Below are 20223 nucleotides of genomic sequence, written 5' to 3' on the forward strand. Positions count from 1 at the left end.
CACGGCTACTTCGACCACGACTCCCCCAAGGCTTGTCAGCGCGGCCCCCCGCCGCGGACCCACACCCTAGTGGGCGGGCCTCACTCCTGGGTGGGGTCCTCGCCCCGGGAGATCTGGTCCCAGGCCGAGACCTCGCGCCGCTGACCCCGGGGGGACGCCGGGGCACCAGCGTCAGGGCCGTCCACCGGCGCACCGCCAGGCCCGGGGCTGTCGGCGCCGGGGCCGCCGGTGCCGGGGTGGTCCGTGCCGGACGGTGAGCCGGCAGCATCGGGCGACGGCGCGTCATACCGGCTGGACAGGCCGGCCCACTTCCGGCCGCCGGCCAGGGCGGCCAGCCCGCCCAGGGCCACCGCCAGCGCGGCGAGGCCGGCGACCCAGACCCACACGGTCAGCGTGCCGTGCGCGGGGACCGAGCCGGTGCGGCCGGTGCTCGAGGCGGCGAGGCGGCCGAGCGCGGCGCCGGGGTCGGCGACGACGATGCCGATGACCGCGAGGGCGAGCACGCCGGCGAGCAGCGCCGCGACGCTGGCGACCACCCGCACCACCCGGCCCGCGGTCGCCGCCGCCACGGCAGAGGCGGCGCCGACGAGGGCCGCGGCCAGGACGCCCGGCGCGACCTGCGAGCCGGTGCCGTGGACCATGCTCGCGCCCAGCACCGCGTCGCTGACCGAGCCCTCCAGCCAGGTGCGCGAGCCGGTGACGAGCAGGACGCCCGCCCCGAGCAGCACCAGCAGGAGGACGACGCGCTTGGAGGTCAGGCGGGTCACGGCGCCCTCAGCCCGGACGCCGAGGCCACGGCACGCAGCGCGGCGGCGGCCTTGTTGACGCTCTCCTCGAACTCCAGCTGCGGCACCGAGTCGGCGACGATGCCGCCGCCCGCCTGCACGTGCGCGACCCCGTCGCGGATCACCGCGGTGCGGATCGCAATCGCCATGTCGAGGTCTCCGTGGAAGTCGAGGTAGCCGACGACGCCGCCATACAGGCCGCGACGGCTCGGCTCGAGCTCGTCGATGAGCGCCATCGCCCGCGGCTTGGGCGCCCCCGACAGGGTGCCCGCCGGGAACGTCGCCGCGAGCACGTCGTAGGCACTCTTGTCCGGACGGATCTCGCCGACCACGGTCGACTCCAGGTGCATGATGTGGCTGTAGCGGCGGATCGTCATGAACTCCACCACGTCGACCGTGCCGGCCTCGCACACCCGCTGCAGGTCGTTGCGGGAGAGGTCGACCAGCATCACGTGCTCGGAGCGCTCCTTGGCGTCGGCGAGCAGGTCCTCGCCGTTGGCCACGTCCGCCTCCGGGGTCGCCCCGCGCGGTCGCGAGCCGGCGATCGGGTGGGTGATGGCCCGCCGGCCGGTCACCTTCACCAGCGCCTCGGGGCTGGAGCCGACGACGTCGTATGCCGTGCCGTCGGGTGCCGGGAGGCGCAGGAGGTACATGTACGGGCTGGGGTTGGAGGCCCGCAGCACGCGGTAGACGTCGAGCGCGTCGGCCGGGCAGGGCACCGAGAACCGTTGCGAGAGCACGACCTGGAAGACCTCACCGGCCCGGATCGCCTCCTTGCCGGCCTCGACCATGGCGAAGAACTCGTCCTCGGTGCGGTTGCTCGTGGCCTCGGGGGCGGTCGGCTCGACCACCGCGACGGTACTCGGCGCCGACGCGGCCAGGTCGGCGGTCATCGCGTCGAGCCGCTCGACCGCGTCGCGCCAGGCCTCCTCCACCCGCTCGTCGGTGGCGTCGTAGTTGATGGCGTTGGCGACCAGCAGCAGCGAGCCGTCGGCATGGTCGAGGACGGCCAGGTCGGTGGCCAGCATCATCGCCAGCTCCGGCAGGTGCAGCTCGTCGGGCGTGCCGTCGGGCACCTTCTCCCAACGGCGCACGGCGTCGTAGGTGATCGCACCGACCATGCCGCCGGTCAGCGGGGGCAGGCCGGGGATGGGCTCGGTCGCCAGGGCGGCGACGGTGTCGCGCAGCGCCTCGACCGGGTTGCCGCCGGTGGGCACCCCGACCGGCGGGGTGCCGATCCAGTGGGCCTGGCCCTCGTGCTCGGTCAGGGTGGCGTGGCTGCGCGCGCCGACGATCGAGTAGCGCGACCACACCCCGCCGTGCTCGGCCGACTCCAGCAGGAACGTGCCCGGTCGGTCCTGGGCGAGCTTGCGGTAGACCCCCACCGGGGTCTCGGCGTCGGCCAGCAGCCGGCGGACCACCGGGATGACCCGGCGGTCCCGGGCCAGCTCGGTGAACGTCTCCAGTCCCGGCCAGGTGACGCCGTAGCGCAGGTCGGGCTCAGGCATCGCGCTGCCCCCGCACCGCGCCGAGGTCGCGGCCCTCGAAGCAGGTGCGCGAGCCGGTGTGGCAGGCCGCTCCGACCTGGTCGACCTGGACGAGCAGGGCGTCGCCGTCGCAGTCCAGGGCGACGGAGTGCACGTGCTGGGCGTGCCCGGAGGTGTCCCCCTTGCGCCAGTACTCCTGACGGCTGCGGGACCAGAACGTCACGCGGCCGGTGGTCAGGGTGCGGTGCAGCGCCTCGTCGTCCATCCAGCCGACCATGAGGACCTCATGGGTGTCGTGCTGCTGGACCACGGCGCAGACGAGGCCGTCGGCGTCGCGCTTGAGGCGCGCCGCGACGGCGGGGTCGAGGGGGGAAGGGCCTGGCACCTGCCCCATTCTGCCGTGCCTACACACCCCGCTGTTGCGCGACCCATGAGGCGTGCAGGCGGGAGTAGACGCCACCGGCGCCGACCAGCTCACGGTGCGGACCGCGCTCGACGATCTCGCCCTTGTCCACGACGACGACCTCGTCGGCCGCCTCGGCGGTGGACAGCCGGTGGGCGATGGCGATCGAGGTGCGCCCGCGGGTGAGGCCGTCCAGCGCCCGCTGCAGCCGGACCTCGGTGGCCGGGTCGACCGCGGAGGTCGCCTCGTCGAGGACGAGCAGGTCGGGGTCGGCGAGGTAGGCCCGCGCGAGCGCGACGAGCTGTCGCTCCCCCGCGGACAACGACTCACCACGCTGGCCGACCTCGGTCTGCAGGCCCTGAGGCAGCCCCTCGAGCCAGGCGTCCAGGCCCAGCTCGGTCAGTGCCAGCTCGACCTCGGCGTCGGTGGCCTCGGGTCGGCCGAAGCGGATGTTGTCGATCAGCGGCGCGTCGAAGAGGAACCCCTCCTGCGGCACCAGCACGACCCGGCCGCGCAGCGAGTCGAAGCGCACCTGGCGCAGGTCCGCGCCGTCGATGCGCACCGCGCCCCTGCTCGGGTCGATGAGCCGGGTGAGCAGCTTGGCCAGGGTGGTCTTGCCCGAGCCGGTCTCGCCGACGATGGCCACCCGCGAGCGCGGGGCGATGGACAGGTGCACGTCGCGCAGCACCGGCGGGCCACCGGGGTAGGCGTAGGTCACCCCGTCGAAGTCCACGGTGATCGGCCCGCGGGGCAGTCGCTGCCCGTCCTCGCCGGGGTCGGAGATGTCGGCCGGGGTGTCGATGACGCCGATGACCCGGCGCCACCCGGCGACGGCGTTCTGCATCTCGTTGAGGATCTCGCTGGCGGTCTGGACCGGCTGGGTGAACAGGTTGACCAGGAACAGGAACGCCAGCAGCTCGCCCAGGGTGAGCCGGTCGTGGACGGCGAGCACCGTGCCGACCACGATCACCGCGGCCGTGGTCAGGCCGGAGACGAGCTGCCCGGTGGTGAACGACAGGACCGCGCGCACCTGGGCCCGGATCGCGGCGGTGCGGTGGTTGGCGATGGCCTCGTCGATGCGGGCCGCGGTGCGCTCCTCCACACCGTAGGCGCGGATCGTCGCCGCCCCCACGACCGCCTCGGCGACCGCGCCGAGCAGCTCGCCGACGCGCTGGCGCACCAGCGTGAACGCGCGGCCGACCATGCCCTGGAACCGGCGGATCAGGACGAACAGCGGCAGGAAGCACAGCCAGACCAGCCCGGCGAGCGCCGGGGAGTAGATGACCATCAGCACCGTCGTCACGAGAAGCTGGCCGACCGAGATCATCAGCATCAGCCCGCCGAACTGCACGAACATCGAGATGGTGTCGACGTCACTCGTCACGCGGGAGACGAGGGACCCGCGGCGCTCGGTGTTCTGGGTCAGCACCGACAGGTCGTGGATGTGCCGGAACGCCTTGAGCCGCAACGTCGCCAGCCCCGCCTCGGAGGCGCGGAAGAGCCGCACGTTGACGAAGTAGGACGTCACCCCGGTCGCCATGACGGCCACCGCGGCGAGCAGCACCATGCGCACGACGAGCGCCACGTCGGGACCACCGGGCGCGAGGATGCCGCGGTCGGTGGTCTGCTGGACGACGAACGGCACGAGCACCCGGCCGATGGTGGAGACCAGCGCCAGGGCCAGCGTCACCCCGATGCCCTTGCGCAGCTCGGGGCTCAGCTCGACCCCGCGCCGCAGCGTGTCGGCGGTGCCGAGCTGCGCCGAGCTGTCGATGCCCGACGTGTCCGGTAGCGGCTGTGACCGCGACCCCAGACTCATGCCTGCTCCCCCGCACTCACGCTGTCCTCCTCCTCGGCGGCGACCGCCGCCCGCTCCGCGGCCTCCCGGGCGTATGCCGTGACCAGCCGTCCGTAGCCCACGCACCGGTCGAGCAGCTCCTCGTGGGTCCCGTGGTCGACCACCCGGCCGTGCTCGAGGTAGACCACGTCGTCGGCGAGCGCGATCGTGGCCATCCGGTAGGCGACCACGAGCACCGTGGTGCCCAGGCTGGAGTCGCGCAGGGCGGCGAGGATCGCCTGCTCCACGCTGGGGTCGACCGCGCTGGTCGCGTCGTCGAGCACGAGCAGCCGTGGCCGGCGGATCACCGCGCGGGCCAGGGCGATCCGTTGCCGCTGCCCACCGGACAGGGTGGCGCCACGCTCCCCCACCGGGGTGTCGATGCCCTCGGGCAGCGCCGCGACGAAGCCGTCGGCCTGGGCGATGCGCAGGGCGTTCCAGACCGCCTCGTCACCGTGTTCCTCGCCGAGCGTGACGTTGCTGCGCACCGTCCCTTCGAACATGAACGTCTGCTGGGACACGAGGGCGGCCACCTCGGGCACGGCGCCGTGCGCCAGCTCGCGCAGGTCGACCCCGTCGAGGGTGACCGTGCCGGAGTCGGGGTCGACCAGGCGGACCATGAGCGAGGCCAACGTCGACTTGCCCGAGCCGGTGGGCCCGACGAGCGCTGACGTGCCGCCGGCGGGGACCTCGAGGGTGACCTCGCGGACGGCGGGGTTGGACTCGGCGACGAGCTCGCCGTCCACCCCGGGGCGGCTGACGTCGTAGGCGTAGGACGCGGACTCGACCCGCGCCGGGGTCGGCCCCTCGGTCGGGAGCCGCCGCTCGCCGTACGGCATCTCGCCGCGGGCCTGCAGGACCGCGTCGATGCGCTCCCAGCCGACGACGGTGCGCGGCAGCTCGGCCAGCACCCAGCCGAGGGCCCGCACCGGGAAGGACAGGATGGAGAACAGGTAGGCCACCTGGACGACCTCGGCCGCGTTGAGCTGGCCGCCGGCCACGCGGGCGGTGCCGATCGCGAGGACGGTCAGCGTGCCCAGCGTGGGGATCGCCTCGATGACCGGGTCGAAGGTGCCGCGGGTGCGCCCGACCTCGACGTTGGCGGCCTGGAGCCGGCGGGTGACGTGCTCGAAGCGCGCCGCCTCCTCCCGCTCGCGGCCGAGCGCCTTGACCACCATCGCCGCCTCGAAGCTCTCGTGGGCGACCTCGGAGACCTCGGCGCGCAGCTGCTGGGCGGCCGTGACCCGGGGGGACATGCGCCGCTGGAAGGCGAGGTTGGCCAGGAACAGCGCGGGGAACACGGTCAGCCCGACCGCCGCGAGCACCGGGTCGACGAGGAACATCTCGACGGCACCGACGACGAGCATGATGATGACGCCGACCGCCATGGGCAGCGGGTTGAACACCTGCCACGCGGCCTCGACGTCGGCGTTGGCGTTGGACAGCAGCTGCCCGGAGGGGTGGCGGTGGTGCCACGACAGCGGGAGGCGGAGGTACTGCCGGGTGACGCGGCGGCGGTAGGTCGCGCTGAGGTTGTAGAAGGTGACGCCGGCGGCGACGCGGCGCACCACGACACCGACGACGTTGAGCACCACGACCGTGCCGACCATGAGCCCGGCCTGCCACAGCTCCGCGGCGGTGACGTGGTGGGCGGCGATCGCGGGCGCCACGATCTCGTGGACGACCTTGCCGATGACCCAGGCGGTGCCGACCGTCATCACGGCGTAGAGCGCGCTGCCCACCACGGCCAGGGCGAACCATCCCCGCTGCTGCCGGATGCCACGGCCCACGACGGCGAGCCCGCGGCGCAACGTGGGCGTGGACGCGCTGGCCACAGCGACCTCCTGGGAGGGGTGAACGGGGAAGGCTCACAGCCTCTCACGGCGCGGTGACAGGATGCGTCCATGACGCGCTGCGCCCGGAGCGAACGAGCGGCCCTCTGCGACACCTTCGAGCGGGTCGGTCCCGATGCCCCGACCCTGTGCTCGCCGTGGCGCACCCGCGACCTCGCGGCGCACCTCGTGGTGCGCGAGCGCCGCCCGGACGCCGCGTTCGGGATCTGGCTGGGGCCCCTCGAACGCCACAACAAGCATGTGATGGACGGCTACGCCGGTATGCCGTGGGGCGAGCTGGTGGACCTCGTGCGCACCGGTCCGCCGCGCTGGTGGTTCACCCGGGTCCCGTCGCTGGACGAGCGCACGAACCTGCCGGAGTTCTACATCCACCACGAGGACGTGCTGCGCGCCCGGCCCGGCTGGCGGAAGCGGGAGCGCGGGGCGGAGCTGGAGGCCGCCCTGTGGCAGAGCCTGTCGGCCACGGCCCGGCTGATGTTCCGCCGGGTCCCGGTCGGGGTCGTGCTCGTCACCCCGTCGCACGGCCGGCAGGCGGTCAAGGCGCCGACGGCCCGGGGCACGGTCGTGCTCCGCGGCGAGCCCGGGGAGCTGATGCTGCTGGCCTACGGCCGCCGTGACGTGGCCGACGTGCAGGTCACCGGGCCGGACGAGGCCGTGACCGGGTTCGGGCTGGGACGCCTCGGCATCACCTGACCGGGTAGCCGTGGGCGCGCAGCTCGTCCTTGACCTGGCCGATCGTCAGCTCGCCGTAGTGGAACACGCTCGCGGCGAGCACCGCGTCGGCGCCGGCCGCGACAGGCGGTGTGAAGTCCTCGACCTTGCCCGCCCCGCCGCTGGCGATGAGCGGGATGGTGACCTCCGAGCGCACGGCGTCGACCAGCGGCACGTCGAAGCCGTCCTTCGTGCCGTCGGCGTCCATGGAGTTGAGCAGGATCTCCCCGGCCCCCAGCGCGGCCGCGCGGGCGCACCACTCCACGGCGTCGATGCCGGTGCCCTGGCGGCCCCCGTGGGTGGTCACCTCGAAGCCACCGGTGGGAGCCCCGGAGTCGTCGCGCCGGCGGCGCACGTCGGCGGACAGGACCAGCACCTGGGAGCCGAACCGGTCGGCGATCTCGGCGATGAGCTCGGGGCGGGCGATCGCGGCGGTGTTGACGCCGACCTTGTCGGCCCCGGCCCGCAGCAGCCGGTCCACGTCGTCCACGGAGCGCACGCCGCCGCCGACGGTGAGCGGGATGAAGACCTGCTCGGCGGTGCGCCGGACCAGGTCGTAGGTCGTCTCGCGGTTGCCACTGCTCGCGGTGACGTCGAGGAACGTCAGCTCGTCGGCGCCCTGCTCGTCGTAGCGCTTGGCCAGCTCGACCGGGTCGCCCGCGTCACGGAGGTTCAGGAAGTTGACGCCCTTGACGACGCGTCCGGCGTCGACGTCGAGGCAGGGGATGACGCGGATGGCAACACTCACGACCGAAGCCTACCGACGGCCCTGCGCCGGCCCGTCCGCGGCGGCTAGCCTCCGGGCCATGCCCTCCCCCGCGACGAGGGGCCCGCAACCCGGCCCACAACCCGGCCCGCCTCGCGTGCCTGTCCCGGCGGCCGAGGCGCTCGACCGCGCCGTCGCGCTGGTGGCCGACGCCGAACCGCGTTGCGGGACAACGGTGGTCGTCGCCGTCGATGGGCCGAGCGGGTCCGGCAAGTCGACGTTCGCGGCGGCGCTGGCGGCCCGGCTCGGGGGCGCACCGGTGGTCCGCATGGACGACATCTACCCCGGTTGGGACGGCCTCGAGGCCGCCGTGCCCCTGCTGCGCGACGGGGTCCTTGCGCCGCTCGCCCGGGGTGAGCGGGCGGCATACCGCCGCTTCGACTGGGACCGGGGCACGTTCGCGGAGGCCCACGAGGTGCCCGCCGCGCCGGTCCTGGTGGTCGAGGGCGTGGGCTGCGGGGCGCGGGCCTGCGCGCCGTGGCTGTCGGTGCTGGTGTGGATGGAGGCCTCGCCGACGGTCCGGCACGCCCGGGGCATGGACCGCGACGGGGAGACCTACCGCCCGCACTGGGAGCGCTGGGCGGCGCAGGAGCGCACGCACTTCGCCGCGGAGGGGACACGCCGGCGGGCCGACCTCGTGGTGGACACCGACCCGGCACCGGCCGGGGCATGATGGCGCCCATGGAGCCTGCGGACATGATGGCGGCGGTGTCCTCCTCGCTGGCCGAGCGCACCGGCCGGCCGCTCGAGGAGTGGGTGCGGCTGGTGCGCGAGTCCGGGCTGGACCCGTTGCAGCAGAACGAGGTCCGCCGCTGGCTCAAGGACGTGCACGGCGTCCCGCAGAACTCCCAGTGGGCGATCGCTGACGCGGCCGCGCGGGACGCCGGGTGGGTCGAGCCGACCGTGGAGGAGTACGCCGACGCCCTGTATGCCGGGCCGAAGGCGGGGCTGCGCCCGCTGCACGACGCGGTGGTCGCCCTCGCGCTGGCCCAGGGCGAGGACACCAGCGTGCAGGGTCGCGGCGGCTACGCGCCGGTGGTGCGCCGGACCCAGTTCGTCGCCGTGGCGCCGGGGCCGCGGGGCACGCTGCGCGTCGGCTTCCACTTCCGCGACGCCGTGCCCGAGGACGAGCGGCTGTCCCCGGCCAAGGGGTTCGCGCAGGCGACGCACTGGCTGCACCTCGAGGCGGACGCCGACGACAACGACGTCCGCTCGCTCGAGCCGCTGCTCGAGGTCGCCTACACCCAGAACGGCTGAGCGCCGGGCTCACCCCTCCCGGCGGAGCACCTCTGCCCAGGTGGTGGGGCGGCGCCCGAGCAGGTGGGTCAGCACCGTGGCGCTGCCGGCCAGGCCGCGGCGGTCGTAGGCCGCGAACATCGCGAGCAGGTCCTCGCGCGCCTGCGCAGGAAGGTCCTGGCCAGGTCCCTCGGCCCACGCCGCCGGGTCCGTGCCGACGGCCTGCACCGGGTGCCCGAGCACGGCGGAGGCCTCCGCGGCGAGGCCGCGCACCGAGGTCAGGTCGCCGGCCAGCTCGTAGGTGGCCCGCTCGTGGGCCGGCTCGGTCAGCACCGTGACGGCCACCTGCGCGACGTCCTCGAGGTCGACGAACGTGAACGGCGCGTCCAGGGAGTAGGGCACCGCCAGGCTCCCCTGCCGGGCGGCCGGGAGCAGGTTCTGCAGGTATGCCGCGGGCTGCAGGACCGTCCACGAGGGCACCACCGCGCGCACCACCTCCTCGGCGTCGGCCTTGCGCAGGTGGTGCGGCATGGAGCGGTCGTGCGGGTGCAGCACGGAGTGCAGCACCAGGCGGGTCACCCCGGCCGCCACGGCGGTGGTGGCCACGCGGCGCGCGATCCCCACCTCGTCGGGGTGCACGTTCGGGGCCAGGTGGTAGACCGCGTCGACCCCGGACACGGCGGCCTCCAGGCCCTCACCGGAGGCCAGGTCGGCGACGGCGACCTCGGCGGCACCGGCGCGCACGACCTCCGGCCGTCGGTCGCCGGTGCGCACCAGGGCCCGGACGGTCACGCCGCGGGCGGCCAGCGCCCTGCTGACCGCCAGACCGGTCTTGCCCGCGGCGCCCACCACGAGCACGCGGGGGCGGGTGTGGGCGGCAGGGTCGATGTCTGCCTCGATGGCCGTCTCGAAGTCCGTCTCGATGTCCGGGTCGGTGTCGACGGGCGGGAGGTGCGGGCGCGGCATACCGGCCATCCAAGGCGTCGCGGCCACACCGGTCGTCGGCAGAACCTGCCAACGCGGATCGGCTCCGCTCAGCGGCGGTCGGCCCAGCGGCGCCGCGGCTGGCGCTCCAGCACGCGGTCGAGCGCCTGGGCCAGCGTCAGCCCGGCGAGCTCCTCGCGGCGGACCGTCCCGGTGGCCAGCGCCCAGATCACGGGACGCAACGCGCTCAGCTCGGCCTCATCGCGGTGCCGGATCGCGGCGGCGACGCGAGCCAGCAGGGGCATCGTGTGGCGGTCGGCGTGGGCCATGCGGCTCAGCTCGCCCGGGCGGTGCCGTCCGCGTCGGCGTCCGGCGCGGGGCCCGGCGGTCGCCCGGTCACCGGGCGCCGCTCGTCGAGCAGGTGCAGGTGCGGCGTGCGCTCGGCGATGAGCGCGCGCACCTGGGCCTCGCTGCGGCCGCTGACCTCGGCCACGGTCACCAGGCCCGCCGTCAGGCAGGCGGCCACCATGCGCACGAGGTGGTCACGATCGGGGTGCTGCTGGGCGTGGCGCCCCCTCAGGGGCGAGCCGTCGGACGGGATCACTGCTCTCCTCACACGACGTTCCCCCGCCGGTGTATCCCGGGACCATAGTCCCTCCCGGCCGCCCAGCGGTAGAGGTGCGCGCCGGGAATCCGCGCAGGTCACCGGCCCGCGCAGAACCGGGACCAGCGGACCGGCCACCGGCGGCGCCGCGCCCCTAGGGTGGTCGCATGTCCTCACTGGAGCTGTGGCGGGAGCGGGGCGCCGCGCTGGGGCCACGTGCGGCCAAGCGGTCGCGCGAGTCGCTGCAACGACGGACCCAGCGGCTGCGCTCGCGCTTCTTCTTCATCGTGCAGTGCGCTCTCGCCGCCGCGTTCGCCTGGTGGGCCGCGCGGGTGGTCCTGCACCACCCGACCCCGTTCTTCGCCCCGGTCACGGCGATGATCTGCCTGGGGCTGACCTTCGGCCAGCGACTGCGCCGGGTGGTCGAGGTGACCGCCGGAGTGGCCATCGGCGTCTTCATCGGCGACGTCTTCGTGCACTTCTTCGGCTCCGGCGTCTGGCAGATCGCCGTGGTCGTCATCACCGCCATGTCCGCGGCCGTCCTGCTCGGGGCCGGGCTGCTGATCGTGACCCAGGCCGGGGTGCAGTCGGTCGTGGTCATGACCCTGCTGGCCCAGCCGGGGGCGGCGTTCTCCCGCTGGCTGGACGCCGTGCTCGGCGGGGCGATCGCCCTCCTGGCCGCCACCATCGCCCCGGCCGCGCCCTTGCGGCGCCCCCGGCAGCAGGCCGCCAAGGTGGTCACCGAGATCGCGCTCATCCTCGGCGAGACCGCCCTGGCCCTGCGCGACAACAACAGCGAGCTCGCCGGTGCCACGCTCGAACGGGCGCGCCGCTCCGAGAGCGCCCTCGACGAGCTGCGCTCCCTGTCCGCCGAGGGGATCGCTGTGGTGCGGCTGTCGCCGTTCCGCCGCCGGCACCTGCCCGCGGTGCAGGCGATCGCCGACCTGCTGGAACCGCTGGACCGGGCGATCCGCAACGTGCGCGTGCTCGTGCGGCGGGCCGCCGTGGCCGTGTGGCGCACCGAGGAGGTGCCGCCGGCATACATCGACCTCATCGAGGAGCTGGGGACCGTCACGCAACGCATCTCCGACGAGCTGGAGGCGCGCCGCATGCCCGAGGGGGCGCGCGCCGACCTCTCGCGGCTGGGCCGCGCCAGCGCGCAGGTCGCGCCGCACCCGACCCTGTCGGCCGAGGTGATCCGCGCGCAGGTGCGCTCCACCGTCGTCGACCTGCTCATGCTGACCGGGCTGACGTACGCCGAGGCACGGGCCCGCGTGCCGGTGTCGGTCGACGCGCTCGAGGACGACTTCGTCGAGAGCGAGCACTGACGTCGCGGCCGAGCACTGAACGGCCCCGGCAGGCTGCGAGACTGGCGGCGATGTCCACCACGACCACCTCCACCGCGTCGACGCGGACCCTTGCCCCCGTCTGGCTGATGGCGCTGGCGCTCGTCGCCGTCGCCGCCAACCTGCGCACCGCCATCGCCAGCGTCCCGCCGTTGGCCCGGACCATCGCCGAGGACCTGGACCTGTCCAACGCGTGGATGGGTGCCCTGACGACGCTGCCCGTGCTGTGCATGGGGCTGTTCGCCCCGGTGGCCCAGCGGCTCGGGGCGCGGATCGGCGCGGCGCTGTCGGTCGAGGTGGCCGTCGTCTGCGTCGGCCTCGGGACGCTGTGCCGGCTGGCGGGGTCGCACGTGTGGGCGCTGTACCTCGGAACGTTCGTCGCCGGCGTCGGCATCGCCATCGGTGGCACCCTGCTCCCCCGGCTGGTCAAGGCGCTGTTCCCGCCCGAGCGCGCCGGCCTGGTCACCGGGCTGTACATGTTCGCCATGATGGGCGGCGCGGCCGCGTCGTCGGCCCTGGCCGTGCCGCTGCAGGGTTGGCTCGGCAGCTGGCAGGCCTCGCTGGCCTCCTGGAGCGTCATCGCGCTCGTCGGCACGCTGGCCTGGGCCCCGGTGGCGGCCCGGGCGGCCCGGCACCGGTCCGCGAACCCGCCGGCGGACGAGGGCGGCCACGGGCTGCCCTGGCGGCACCCGACGGCCTGGCTGGTCGCGGGCTACCTGACCGTGCAGTCGTTCGAGTTCTACAGCTGCCTGGCGTGGATCGCGCCGTCGTACGTCGACCGCGGCTGGTCACCGGGCACGGCCGGCTACCTGCTGTCGGTGTTCAGCGCCGCCCAGCTCATCTCTGGCCTGGTCGCCCCCGCGCTGACCGACCGCATCCACGACCACCGCGCGCTGCTGATGCCGGCCGCCGTCCTCGGCCTGCTCGGCCTCCTCGGCCTGCTGCTCGCACCGGAGTCCGGGGCGTGGGTGTGGGTCACCCTGCTCGGCCTCGGCCAGGGCGCGGCGTTCGCCCTCGGCCTGGTGCTCCTCGTGGACTACTCGGCCACGCCCGCGGGCAGCGGGCGACTGGCCGCCATGGCCTTCTTCGTCAGCTACACGGTCGCCTCGTTCGGGCCGGCGTCGATGGGCGCGGTGCGCGACCTGACGCACGGCTTCCACGCGACGTGGCTGGTGCTCGCAACCCTCATGGTCGTGCAGGCCGGCCTGGTCCTGCTGATGCGGCCCGGGCGCGCCCGCACCCCCTGACCCGGCGTCAGCCGGGTCAGGGGGTGCGGTCAGTCGGTGCCGGCGGCCGGTCTCGTCAGTCGGTGTCGTCAGTCGGTGTCGGACCGGACGCCGTGCACCTGCACCAGCGCCGAGAGCCGGCCTGCCTCGGCCCGGGCGAACGCCCCGTCGGCCTTCTGGATCGCCATGACCGCAACGGTGTCGGTGTCGTCGAGGTCGAGGCTGACCCACGGGGCTCCCCCGCCGAACTGCACCCGCACGATCTGTGCCCACTCCAGCCGGCGGGTCAGGACCAGGTTGCGCACGGTCAGGCCCTCACGCGTGGGCACCGCCCGGATCGTGGCGTAGCGCCACATGAGGAACGCCACCGCGAACCCGGTGCCCACGAGCAGCATCCGGTCGCCGAAGCCCCACCCACCGTAGAGCACGTCCTTGCCGGGCAACGAGATCGCGCCGATGGTGAAGATCAGCACCGACAGGACGGCGGCCACGAGCGCGACCCGCCGTCCGCGGCGGGGGCGGAACACGGCATACGGGTCGGCCTTGGGTTGGTCCACGCTGGTGCCCGTCAGAGCCGGCAGGCGGCGATGTCGGTGACCAGGATCGCGCGGGCGCCGAGCTCGTAGAGCTCGTCCATCACCCGGTTGGTCAGGTGCCGCGGGACCATCGAGCGCACGGCGACGTAGCCCTTGTCGTGCAGCGGCGACACGGTCGGCGACTCCAGGCCCGGGGTGAGCGCGCAGGCCTGCTCGACGAGCTCGACGCGCACGTCGTAGTCCATCATCACGTAGCTGCGGGCGGTGAGGACGCCCTGCAGCCGGCGACACAGCACATCGACCGCCGGCTGGGCAGAACCGTTGTGCTCACGCGTGATCAGCACGGCCTCGCTGCGCAGGATCGGCTCGCCGAAGGTCTCCAGCCCCTGGTTGCGCAGGGTGGTGCCGGTCTCGACGACGTCGGCGATGACGTCGGCGACACCGAGGGTGATGGCGGTCTCGACGGCGCCGTCGAGACGCACGACCTGCGCGCCGACACCGTGGTCGGCGAGGTGGCTCTGGACCAGGCCGGCATAGCTGGTCGCCACCCGCTTGCCGTCGATGTCCTGGACGCTGCTGGCCACCCCGGGCCTGGCGGCGAAGCGGAACGTGGACGCGGCGAAGCCGAGCGCCATCACCTCGACCGCCGGGCTGCCAGAGTCCAGCAGCAGGTCGCGGCCGGTGATGCCGACGTCGAGGGTGCCGGACCCGACGTAGACCGCGATGTCGCGCGGGCGCAGGAAGAAGAACTCGACGTCGTTGGCGGCGTCGGTGAGGACGAGCTCCTTGGAGTCACGCCGGCCGCGGTAGCCCGCCTCGCGGAGCATGTCGGCGGCGGACTCGGACAGGGACCCCTTGTTGGGGACGGCGATGCGAAGCATGGGAGGCCTTTTCGGGTGCAGCGGCACGCGGTGGGCGCGGCCGGTCAGAGGTGGGAGTAGACGTCGTCGAGCGTGATGTTGGAGGCGACCATGAGCACCTGCAGGTGGTAGAGGAGCTGGCTGATCTCCTCGGCAGTGCGCTCATGGCCCTCATGCTCGGCGGCCATCCACACCTCGGCGGCCTCCTCGACGATCTTCTTGCCAATCGCATGGACGCCGGCGTCCAACGCGGCAACGGTGCCCGAGCCCTCGGGGCGCGTGGCGGCCTTGTCGGTCAGCTCGGCATACAACTGGTCGAAGGTCTTCACGGGGCACAAGGGTACGTGCCGGCGCGCGTGCGGTGACGCGCGCGTCCCGGTGACGCTGCTGCAGGGACCCGCGCCCCACCTGGTGCCCGGTATGCCGCGAATCGCGGCTCGCGACGCCCCGAACGCGGCGCGGCGGGCACCAGCTCGGCGGCGGCTAGCTGGTCGCCACCGGCACGTAGGCGTCTCGAAGTCTGCGACACAGGCTCGGTTGGGTCAGCAGGTCGGTGCTGTCGACGAGCTGGTCGACCGAGCCCACCAGCGGCAGACCCCGCAGGCCTGGCGAGCTCACCATCCTGAGGGCGGCACCTGCGAACCGCTCGGCGCCGAGGACGATGGCCGGCCGGTCGTGGAACGTCCGCGGCTCCGTGTCGAGGCTCAGACCGGGCGAGAGCGCGTTGAACCGCCGGCCCAGCACCTGATAAGCCGCCATGAGGTGCTGCTCCCGGCTGCCCAGGTCCGGGGCCTGCAGCGCGTGCCGCATGGCGCGGCCGAGCCCGTCGGGGTCGGCAATCGCGGCGAACGCCGTGCCGAGCCACTTGGAGCAGGGCCAGTAGCGCCGTGCCATCAGCAGCGCCAGCCGCATCGCGTCGCGCACCTGTCGCGCCGCCGTGAGCGCCGACCCGGCGTGGTCCCCCACTTCCGCAGTCCGCTGCACGAACGCCTCCTCCTGGGCGAGACGCCGCCACTGGCAGGCGAGCATCCACCACCAGACGTCGTCGGGGTACTGGCGCAAGAGGGAGCGTAGCTCGGTCAGGTGGCCCGGGCCGTCATGGAAGACGGTGCCACCCACGACTCCCAGGAGTCTCTGCTGCGGGAACGTCAGCCAGTCGGCGTCGGTCAGCCCATCCGCGACGGGATCGGTCCCGAGCTCGGAGCGGATCCACTCCGGGACGGTGGTGGTGACGACGTGTGGCTCGAGGGGCTGGCCGTCCCGTCCCAAGGCGACCGGCCAGCCGTCGAAGGTGGCCGGAAGTGTCGCGGCTACCCGGGTCCTCACCTCGTCGACGTCGACCGCGTCCACGAAGATGACCGCCCGCGGTCCCCAGTCGTGGTCCGTCGACCGCTCGGTGTCGTAGCCCAGGACATCGGACCCGGATCCCAGGAGGCCCGCCGCGTGCGGCCGCCCGATGGCCGGGGCGAGGACCTGCTTGTAGAACTGTGCGCACAGCAGGCGAGCGGGCTGGAACGTCGGCACGCTGGCACCCTCTCACCGGACAGGCCTCCTCACAGCGGAGCGACCCGCGCGGCCCGGCATCGCGGGCTGCCGAAAGTCGCTGGCCCACGGATCCCGGGCATGCCGCTGGCCCGGCCCTCAGGGGCCGGGTGCGGGGCGGGGGCCTCAGGTGTGCCAGGTGACCCCGGTCGCGGCCACGGTCGCGGTCCAGCCGCGCTGGTGGACGATCGTGTGGTGCCGCCCGCACAACAGCGCCGCGTTGCCGACATCGGTGGCCCCGCCGTTGGCCCAGTGGATGACGTGGTGACCGTCGCACCACCACGGCGGCGCGTTGCAGCCCGGGATGGTGCAGCCGCCGTCGCGGAGCCAGAGGTGCTTCAGCTGCGCCGGGGAGAACAACCGCCTCGTCCGGCCCAGGTCGAGGACCTCGCCCTGGGTGCCGAGGACGACCGGGATCACTCCGGCGTCGCAGGCGATCCGGCGCACCGTCTCCGGACCCAGCAACGTGCCATTGCCCAGCACGCTGCCGTTGCCCAGCACCGTCCCGGACCCACACGCGTCCTTGAGGTCCTGGAAGTCCATGGTCACGAAGACCTGCGCCTTGGTCTGCACCGGCGCCTCACCCCCGGCGGCGGTCGAGCGGCGGCAGGCCTCGACCAGGGCGTCCCCCCGGCGCTGGTCGCTGCTCCTGAGGTCGCTGACCCCGTCGACGGGGTTCGGCGCGGACAGCGGCCCGATCGCCGCCTCCAACACGCTCGCCCCCTCGGGGTCCAGGCGCAGCTGGTACTCCACCATCCCGTCATCGGCCCGCCCCGCCGACAGGCTCACCCCGTGCCTGAGCCGGTCCTGGCGCACCTGGAACTCCTGGTCCCGCCCGTAGGTGGCGATGATCCGCTCCCGCAAACCCCGCACCTCCCGCGGCCCGGCCTCCTCCGCCACGGCCAGGAACCCCTCCCACACCGTCGGCAACGCCGCCGGCGTCAGCCGCGGGCCGAGCTTGGCCATCTCCGCCAGCGCCACCGCCGCGCAGCGCACCCCCACCCGCCCGGCCAGCACGCACCCACGCAGCCGCCGCACCGACCGGTGGTCCAGCACGTGCGCCGCCCCCGCCCCCAGCGGCTTCCCGATGCACGCCTGCGCGACCTTGACCAGGTCACCCGCCCCACCGGCCCGGTAGGACGGCGCCCACTCCAGCACCCACCCCGCCGCCGACGCACACGACGAGGCCACCTCACCGCGCTCCAGCGCCTCCGCCAGCACCGCCACCTTGGCCGCCTCGACCCGGCAGGCCAGCGCGTCCAACACGCCCATCGCCCGACCGAGATCGACGCCCTGGCACTGGTGCAGCACCTCCTCGATCCCCGCCAGGGACTCCCGCGCCGCGTCCACCACCACCAACCGGTCCGCGAACGACACCGTCGCCGCCCCACCCGACGCAGCAGCTGCCGACCCCGCCGCGGGCACGCCACCGGACCCGCTGGCCGCGGCCCCCTGGTGACGATCCCCCTGATTCATGGTTCGAACATACATTCGACCACTGACAGGTCCGCCGGTCATCGCGACCGCTGCATCTCGCCCGAGCCAGCCCGCGTGACGTCGCGCCGCCCGTCCCGCGGAGGCCCAGCCGGCGGGGCGGCGAGTGTGACCACGCGGGTCAGCCCTGGTGCCCTCCGGACAGTGGGCCGTGGGCCAGATCTGACGAGATGGCCTGCACCAGCCACGTCGGCACTCCCCCGGGGTGGGGAGCCGTCGGGTGGGGTTGCGGCGGTCCGAACCCGGGCTTCTTCGCCTGACCGGGAGGCTTCCACGCTTGGGGCCCGTGGAACGACGGCTGGGGCGGCCACGGTGGGTGGGGCGTGTGTTGCCCGGGCGCCACCAGGCCGGGCGGCCAGTGGGTCACGAGCCCGGGCGACCAGTGGCTCACCAGGCCGGGCGGCGCAGCGCAGGCCGGCCCAACGCCCCGGCACTTCGTCGGCTTTCGGACCGGCGGCGGGTTGACCGCGACCGGCTGGCCCGAGACCTGGTGGCTGCGTCGGGCGACGCCGGCCGCAGGGGTGCTCCTCACAGGTGCAGCGGGACGGGAGGCGGTCGACGCGCGCGGCGCCGCGGCGACCACTGCCGGGGCGTCCGGGTGCACCAACGCCTGCACCGGTGACCTCGGAGGCGTGGTCACGACGGGCACCGACGGCGTCACGAGCGGCTGGCTCCACGGGTCGAACCGGTCCGGGCCTGCCGTCGGGCTACCCGACGGCGGGGACAGGGACGAGAGAGTCGGCGTGGGTGTGAGGGCTCCCAGCAGGCCACCGTCAGTCGGCGCGTCGCTCTGGTGAGCCGCCACCGCGAACGCGCCTGCGACGACAGCGCAGGCAGCCCCCAGCACCCCCACCTTGGCGGCGAGGGCGAGCCGGAGGACCAGCGGCTGGTGGCCTCGGCCGGCCGTGGCACCACCCGCCCCGGCCTCACCCGCCCCGGCGTGCCCCAGCCCAGCCTCCGGCTCGGTGTGCGCGGGGATCCACCAGTCACCCTGCTCTGGCGGACCGGGGGCTGATGCGTCCGGGCTGTCAGGTGTCATGCTGCGTTCCGATCTGAGCCGCTGGTGAGCGCTTCCCCCCACCCCACGGGACGTGACGACGCCGTCCCCGACCGTAGTGAGCACGCCGCGGAGCCGACTCGCGCAAAAGGGCGATGCGCCACCACCCCAGCCCGTGCCGACCGGCCAGACCGAGGTATGCCGCGCCGCGTCACCTCCCGTTCGCCGCGCGCCGCCGCGCCGCGTCACCTCCCGTTCGCCGCGCGCCGCCGCGCGGCGTCACCTCCGGTTCACCGCACCGCCGTGTCTTCAGGACCAGGGACACGGGCGCCCGGCTGCGGCCGGGATCAGCTCGGCGGTGTGCGCTGGGGACGTGGAGACGGTGCCGTCGCGCCACGAGCCAGCCGGGTCGCCGGCCGCAGCGGCGCGATGGCGTGGGAGGGCCAGCGTCGCGGGCCGCTCCACAGCGCCGGCGGGGCATCGAGGAGGCTCGCCAGCGACAGGGCTGCGGTGTCGTAGTTGGCTCGCCACCCCCGGAAGTGCGGCCACGCCTCGTCGTTGCTGCGTTCGATCGGGTACCCCAGGCGGCGCAGCTCGTCGACGGCCTCCCCGAACTGCTCGTAGCTGACCGAGATCGGCGCGTCGGGGTCGGGCTCCCCCGGGACCGGCAGCCGGACGGCGCGGGCGATCTGCTCCAGGGCGGTGAACCCCATGCGCAGCATCAGCCGGGCAGGCATCTTGGGCTCCAGGGACGGGGCGAGCGCCAGGTGCAGGGCCGCCGCGTCCATGACCGCCAGCAACGAGGTGAGCCAGTGCGACAGGGGGCGTGGCGAGCGCAGCCGGACCAGCACGACATACGTCGTGTGTGACTCCGCGAGCTCGGCGGACCAGCGTTCCCAGGAGCGGAAGAGGTCACCCAGCACGGGTCCGGTGTCGCCGTCGCTGATGCCCCACAGGGTGCGCGCCAGGATCTCGGGCCCCCAGGCCGGGACGCCGGCGCGGGTGGTCAGCAGCGTCACCTCCGTCTCGCGACGGTTGAAGGCGGCATACAGCGTGGGGAGGTAGCCCACCTGCAGCCCGATCACGACGAGGCCGGTGAAGGCGGCGGCGTACTCCACGACGGTGCTGGCCAGGTTGCGCGGGGCTGCGTAGCCCAGCGTCAGGATCGAGGACCCGGCCTCGTGGACCGACGCGGCCAGCGGGCCGCCGACTGCGGGAAGCAGGACCAGGGAGAACCCGACGACGAGCAGCATGAGCCAGACGCTGAGCCGGACGAGCAGGCTCAGCGGCGACTGCCAGGCCAGGATGCGGTCGCGGCGCGCAAAGGAGCGCACGCCGGCGGTCGCGCGCAGGAAGAGCAGGTCCACCACCCGGTCGGTGGCCCGCGAGACCCTGGAGTCGATCGCCCGGGGCACGACCAGGGTGCCGACCACGCTGAACAGCGTGCCGCCCACGATGAGGAGGCCGACCACGCACCCGATCCAGCGCCACAGCACTCTCCGTCCAACCCCTCAGGGGGACAAACCCTTCCGGGCGGAGGCGCCCGATTCGGGACCGAGTTCCCGTGGCGGCCGCCCAGACCGCTGCACGCTGAAGGCCTGCCGAGCAGGGAAGGT

At 74.2% G+C, this 20223-nt stretch carries 20 protein-coding genes; 5 read left to right on the forward strand and 15 right to left on the reverse strand.

Annotated elements, in window-relative coordinates:
• Positions 1–80: 80 nt before the first annotated feature.
• The 5 genes from FB474_RS10400 to FB474_RS10420 are packed head-to-tail and all read right to left on the reverse strand — an operon-like array spanning position 81 to position 6347.
• Positions 81–767: a Trp biosynthesis-associated membrane protein gene (locus FB474_RS10400; protein WP_141788573.1), complete on the reverse strand. Its 687-nt coding sequence runs from the start codon at positions 765–767 to the stop codon at positions 81–83.
• On the reverse strand, positions 764–2293 hold the full coding sequence (locus tag FB474_RS10405; RefSeq protein ID WP_141788574.1) for an anthranilate synthase component I: 1530 nt from the start codon (positions 2291–2293) through the stop codon (positions 764–766). Before FB474_RS10405 ends, FB474_RS10400 begins: the two co-directional genes overlap by 4 nt.
• A complete protein-coding gene (gene hisI / locus FB474_RS10410) occupies positions 2286–2657 on the reverse strand; it encodes a phosphoribosyl-AMP cyclohydrolase (RefSeq protein WP_246092131.1) in 372 nt (123 codons plus the stop codon). The genes FB474_RS10405 and hisI overlap by 8 nt, the downstream gene beginning before the upstream one ends.
• 19 nt (positions 2658–2676) lie before the next feature.
• On the reverse strand, positions 2677–4494 hold the full coding sequence (locus FB474_RS10415) for an ABC transporter ATP-binding protein (protein ID WP_141788576.1): 1818 nt from the start codon (positions 4492–4494) through the stop codon (positions 2677–2679).
• Positions 4491–6347, reverse strand: coding sequence for an ABC transporter ATP-binding protein (locus FB474_RS10420; RefSeq protein ID WP_141788577.1), 1857 nt, complete (start codon positions 6345–6347; stop codon positions 4491–4493). Before FB474_RS10420 ends, FB474_RS10415 begins: the two co-directional genes overlap by 4 nt.
• A 69-nt stretch (positions 6348–6416) precedes the next feature.
• On the opposite strand from FB474_RS10420, the gene FB474_RS10425 reads away from it, so the two are divergent.
• The gene (locus tag FB474_RS10425) at positions 6417–7058 is read left to right on the forward strand and encodes a TIGR03085 family metal-binding protein (RefSeq protein WP_141788578.1); all 642 of its coding nucleotides are present in this window, start codon (positions 6417–6419) and stop codon (positions 7056–7058) included.
• Here the strand turns inward: FB474_RS10425 and hisF are convergent.
• Complete coding sequence (hisF, locus tag FB474_RS10430) at positions 7051–7824, reverse strand: imidazole glycerol phosphate synthase subunit HisF (RefSeq protein ID WP_141788579.1); 774 nt, start codon at positions 7822–7824, stop codon at positions 7051–7053. The genes FB474_RS10425 and hisF overlap by 8 nt on opposite strands.
• A 115-nt stretch (positions 7825–7939) precedes the next feature.
• Between hisF and FB474_RS10435 the strand changes: the two genes are divergently transcribed.
• A complete protein-coding gene (locus tag FB474_RS10435) occupies positions 7940–8515 on the forward strand; it encodes a nucleoside/nucleotide kinase family protein (RefSeq protein WP_246092132.1) in 576 nt (191 codons plus the stop codon).
• Between the two features lie 8 nt (positions 8516–8523).
• The gene (locus FB474_RS10440) at positions 8524–9099 is read left to right on the forward strand and encodes a DUF5655 domain-containing protein (protein WP_141788581.1); all 576 of its coding nucleotides are present in this window, start codon (positions 8524–8526) and stop codon (positions 9097–9099) included.
• Positions 9100–9108: 9 nt separating this feature from the next.
• On the opposite strand, the gene FB474_RS10445 is transcribed toward FB474_RS10440, so the two are convergent.
• From FB474_RS10445 to FB474_RS10455, 3 genes are all read right to left on the reverse strand, one after another.
• Positions 9109–10044: an NmrA family NAD(P)-binding protein gene (locus FB474_RS10445; protein WP_141788582.1), complete on the reverse strand. Its 936-nt coding sequence runs from the start codon at positions 10042–10044 to the stop codon at positions 9109–9111.
• A gap of 68 nt (positions 10045–10112) precedes the next feature.
• On the reverse strand, positions 10113–10331 hold the full coding sequence (locus FB474_RS10450; RefSeq protein ID WP_141788583.1) for a hypothetical protein: 219 nt from the start codon (positions 10329–10331) through the stop codon (positions 10113–10115).
• Between the two features lie 5 nt (positions 10332–10336).
• Positions 10337–10606, reverse strand: a complete 270-nt coding sequence (locus FB474_RS10455) for a hypothetical protein (protein WP_141788584.1) — start codon at positions 10604–10606, stop codon at positions 10337–10339.
• 167 nt (positions 10607–10773) lie between these two features.
• On the opposite strand from FB474_RS10455, the gene FB474_RS10460 reads away from it, so the two are divergent.
• Both FB474_RS10460 and FB474_RS10465 read left to right on the forward strand, forming a co-directional pair.
• A complete protein-coding gene (locus tag FB474_RS10460; protein ID WP_141788585.1) occupies positions 10774–11934 on the forward strand; it encodes an FUSC family protein in 1161 nt (386 codons plus the stop codon).
• A 50-nt stretch (positions 11935–11984) separates the two neighbouring features.
• The gene (locus tag FB474_RS10465; RefSeq protein WP_246092133.1) at positions 11985–13199 is read left to right on the forward strand and encodes an MFS transporter; all 1215 of its coding nucleotides are present in this window, start codon (positions 11985–11987) and stop codon (positions 13197–13199) included.
• Between the two features lie 68 nt (positions 13200–13267).
• Here the strand turns inward: FB474_RS10465 and FB474_RS10470 are convergent, their stop codons facing one another.
• From FB474_RS10470 to FB474_RS10495, 6 genes are all read right to left on the reverse strand, one after another.
• Positions 13268–13735: a PH domain-containing protein gene (locus FB474_RS10470; RefSeq protein WP_246092134.1), complete on the reverse strand. Its 468-nt coding sequence runs from the start codon at positions 13733–13735 to the stop codon at positions 13268–13270.
• An 11-nt stretch (positions 13736–13746) separates the two neighbouring features.
• The gene (hisG, locus tag FB474_RS10475) at positions 13747–14595 is read right to left on the reverse strand and encodes an ATP phosphoribosyltransferase (protein ID WP_141788586.1); all 849 of its coding nucleotides are present in this window, start codon (positions 14593–14595) and stop codon (positions 13747–13749) included.
• A gap of 44 nt (positions 14596–14639) precedes the next feature.
• Positions 14640–14903, reverse strand: coding sequence for a phosphoribosyl-ATP diphosphatase (locus FB474_RS10480; RefSeq protein WP_141788587.1), 264 nt, complete (start codon positions 14901–14903; stop codon positions 14640–14642).
• A 154-nt stretch (positions 14904–15057) separates the two neighbouring features.
• On the reverse strand, positions 15058–16098 hold the full coding sequence (locus FB474_RS10485) for a DUF4037 domain-containing protein (RefSeq protein ID WP_141788588.1): 1041 nt from the start codon (positions 16096–16098) through the stop codon (positions 15058–15060).
• A gap of 144 nt (positions 16099–16242) precedes the next feature.
• Entirely contained in the window at positions 16243–17592 is a 1350-nt protein-coding gene (locus FB474_RS10490) for an HNH endonuclease signature motif containing protein (protein WP_185746115.1), read from the reverse strand.
• Between the two features lie 1362 nt (positions 17593–18954).
• Positions 18955–20079: a hypothetical protein gene (locus FB474_RS10495; RefSeq protein ID WP_221632508.1), complete on the reverse strand. Its 1125-nt coding sequence runs from the start codon at positions 20077–20079 to the stop codon at positions 18955–18957.
• Positions 20080–20223 lie beyond the last annotated feature (144 nt).

The organism is Oryzihumus leptocrescens (assembly GCF_006716205.1).
Classification (GTDB): Bacteria; Actinomycetota; Actinomycetes; order Actinomycetales; family Dermatophilaceae; genus Oryzihumus; species Oryzihumus leptocrescens.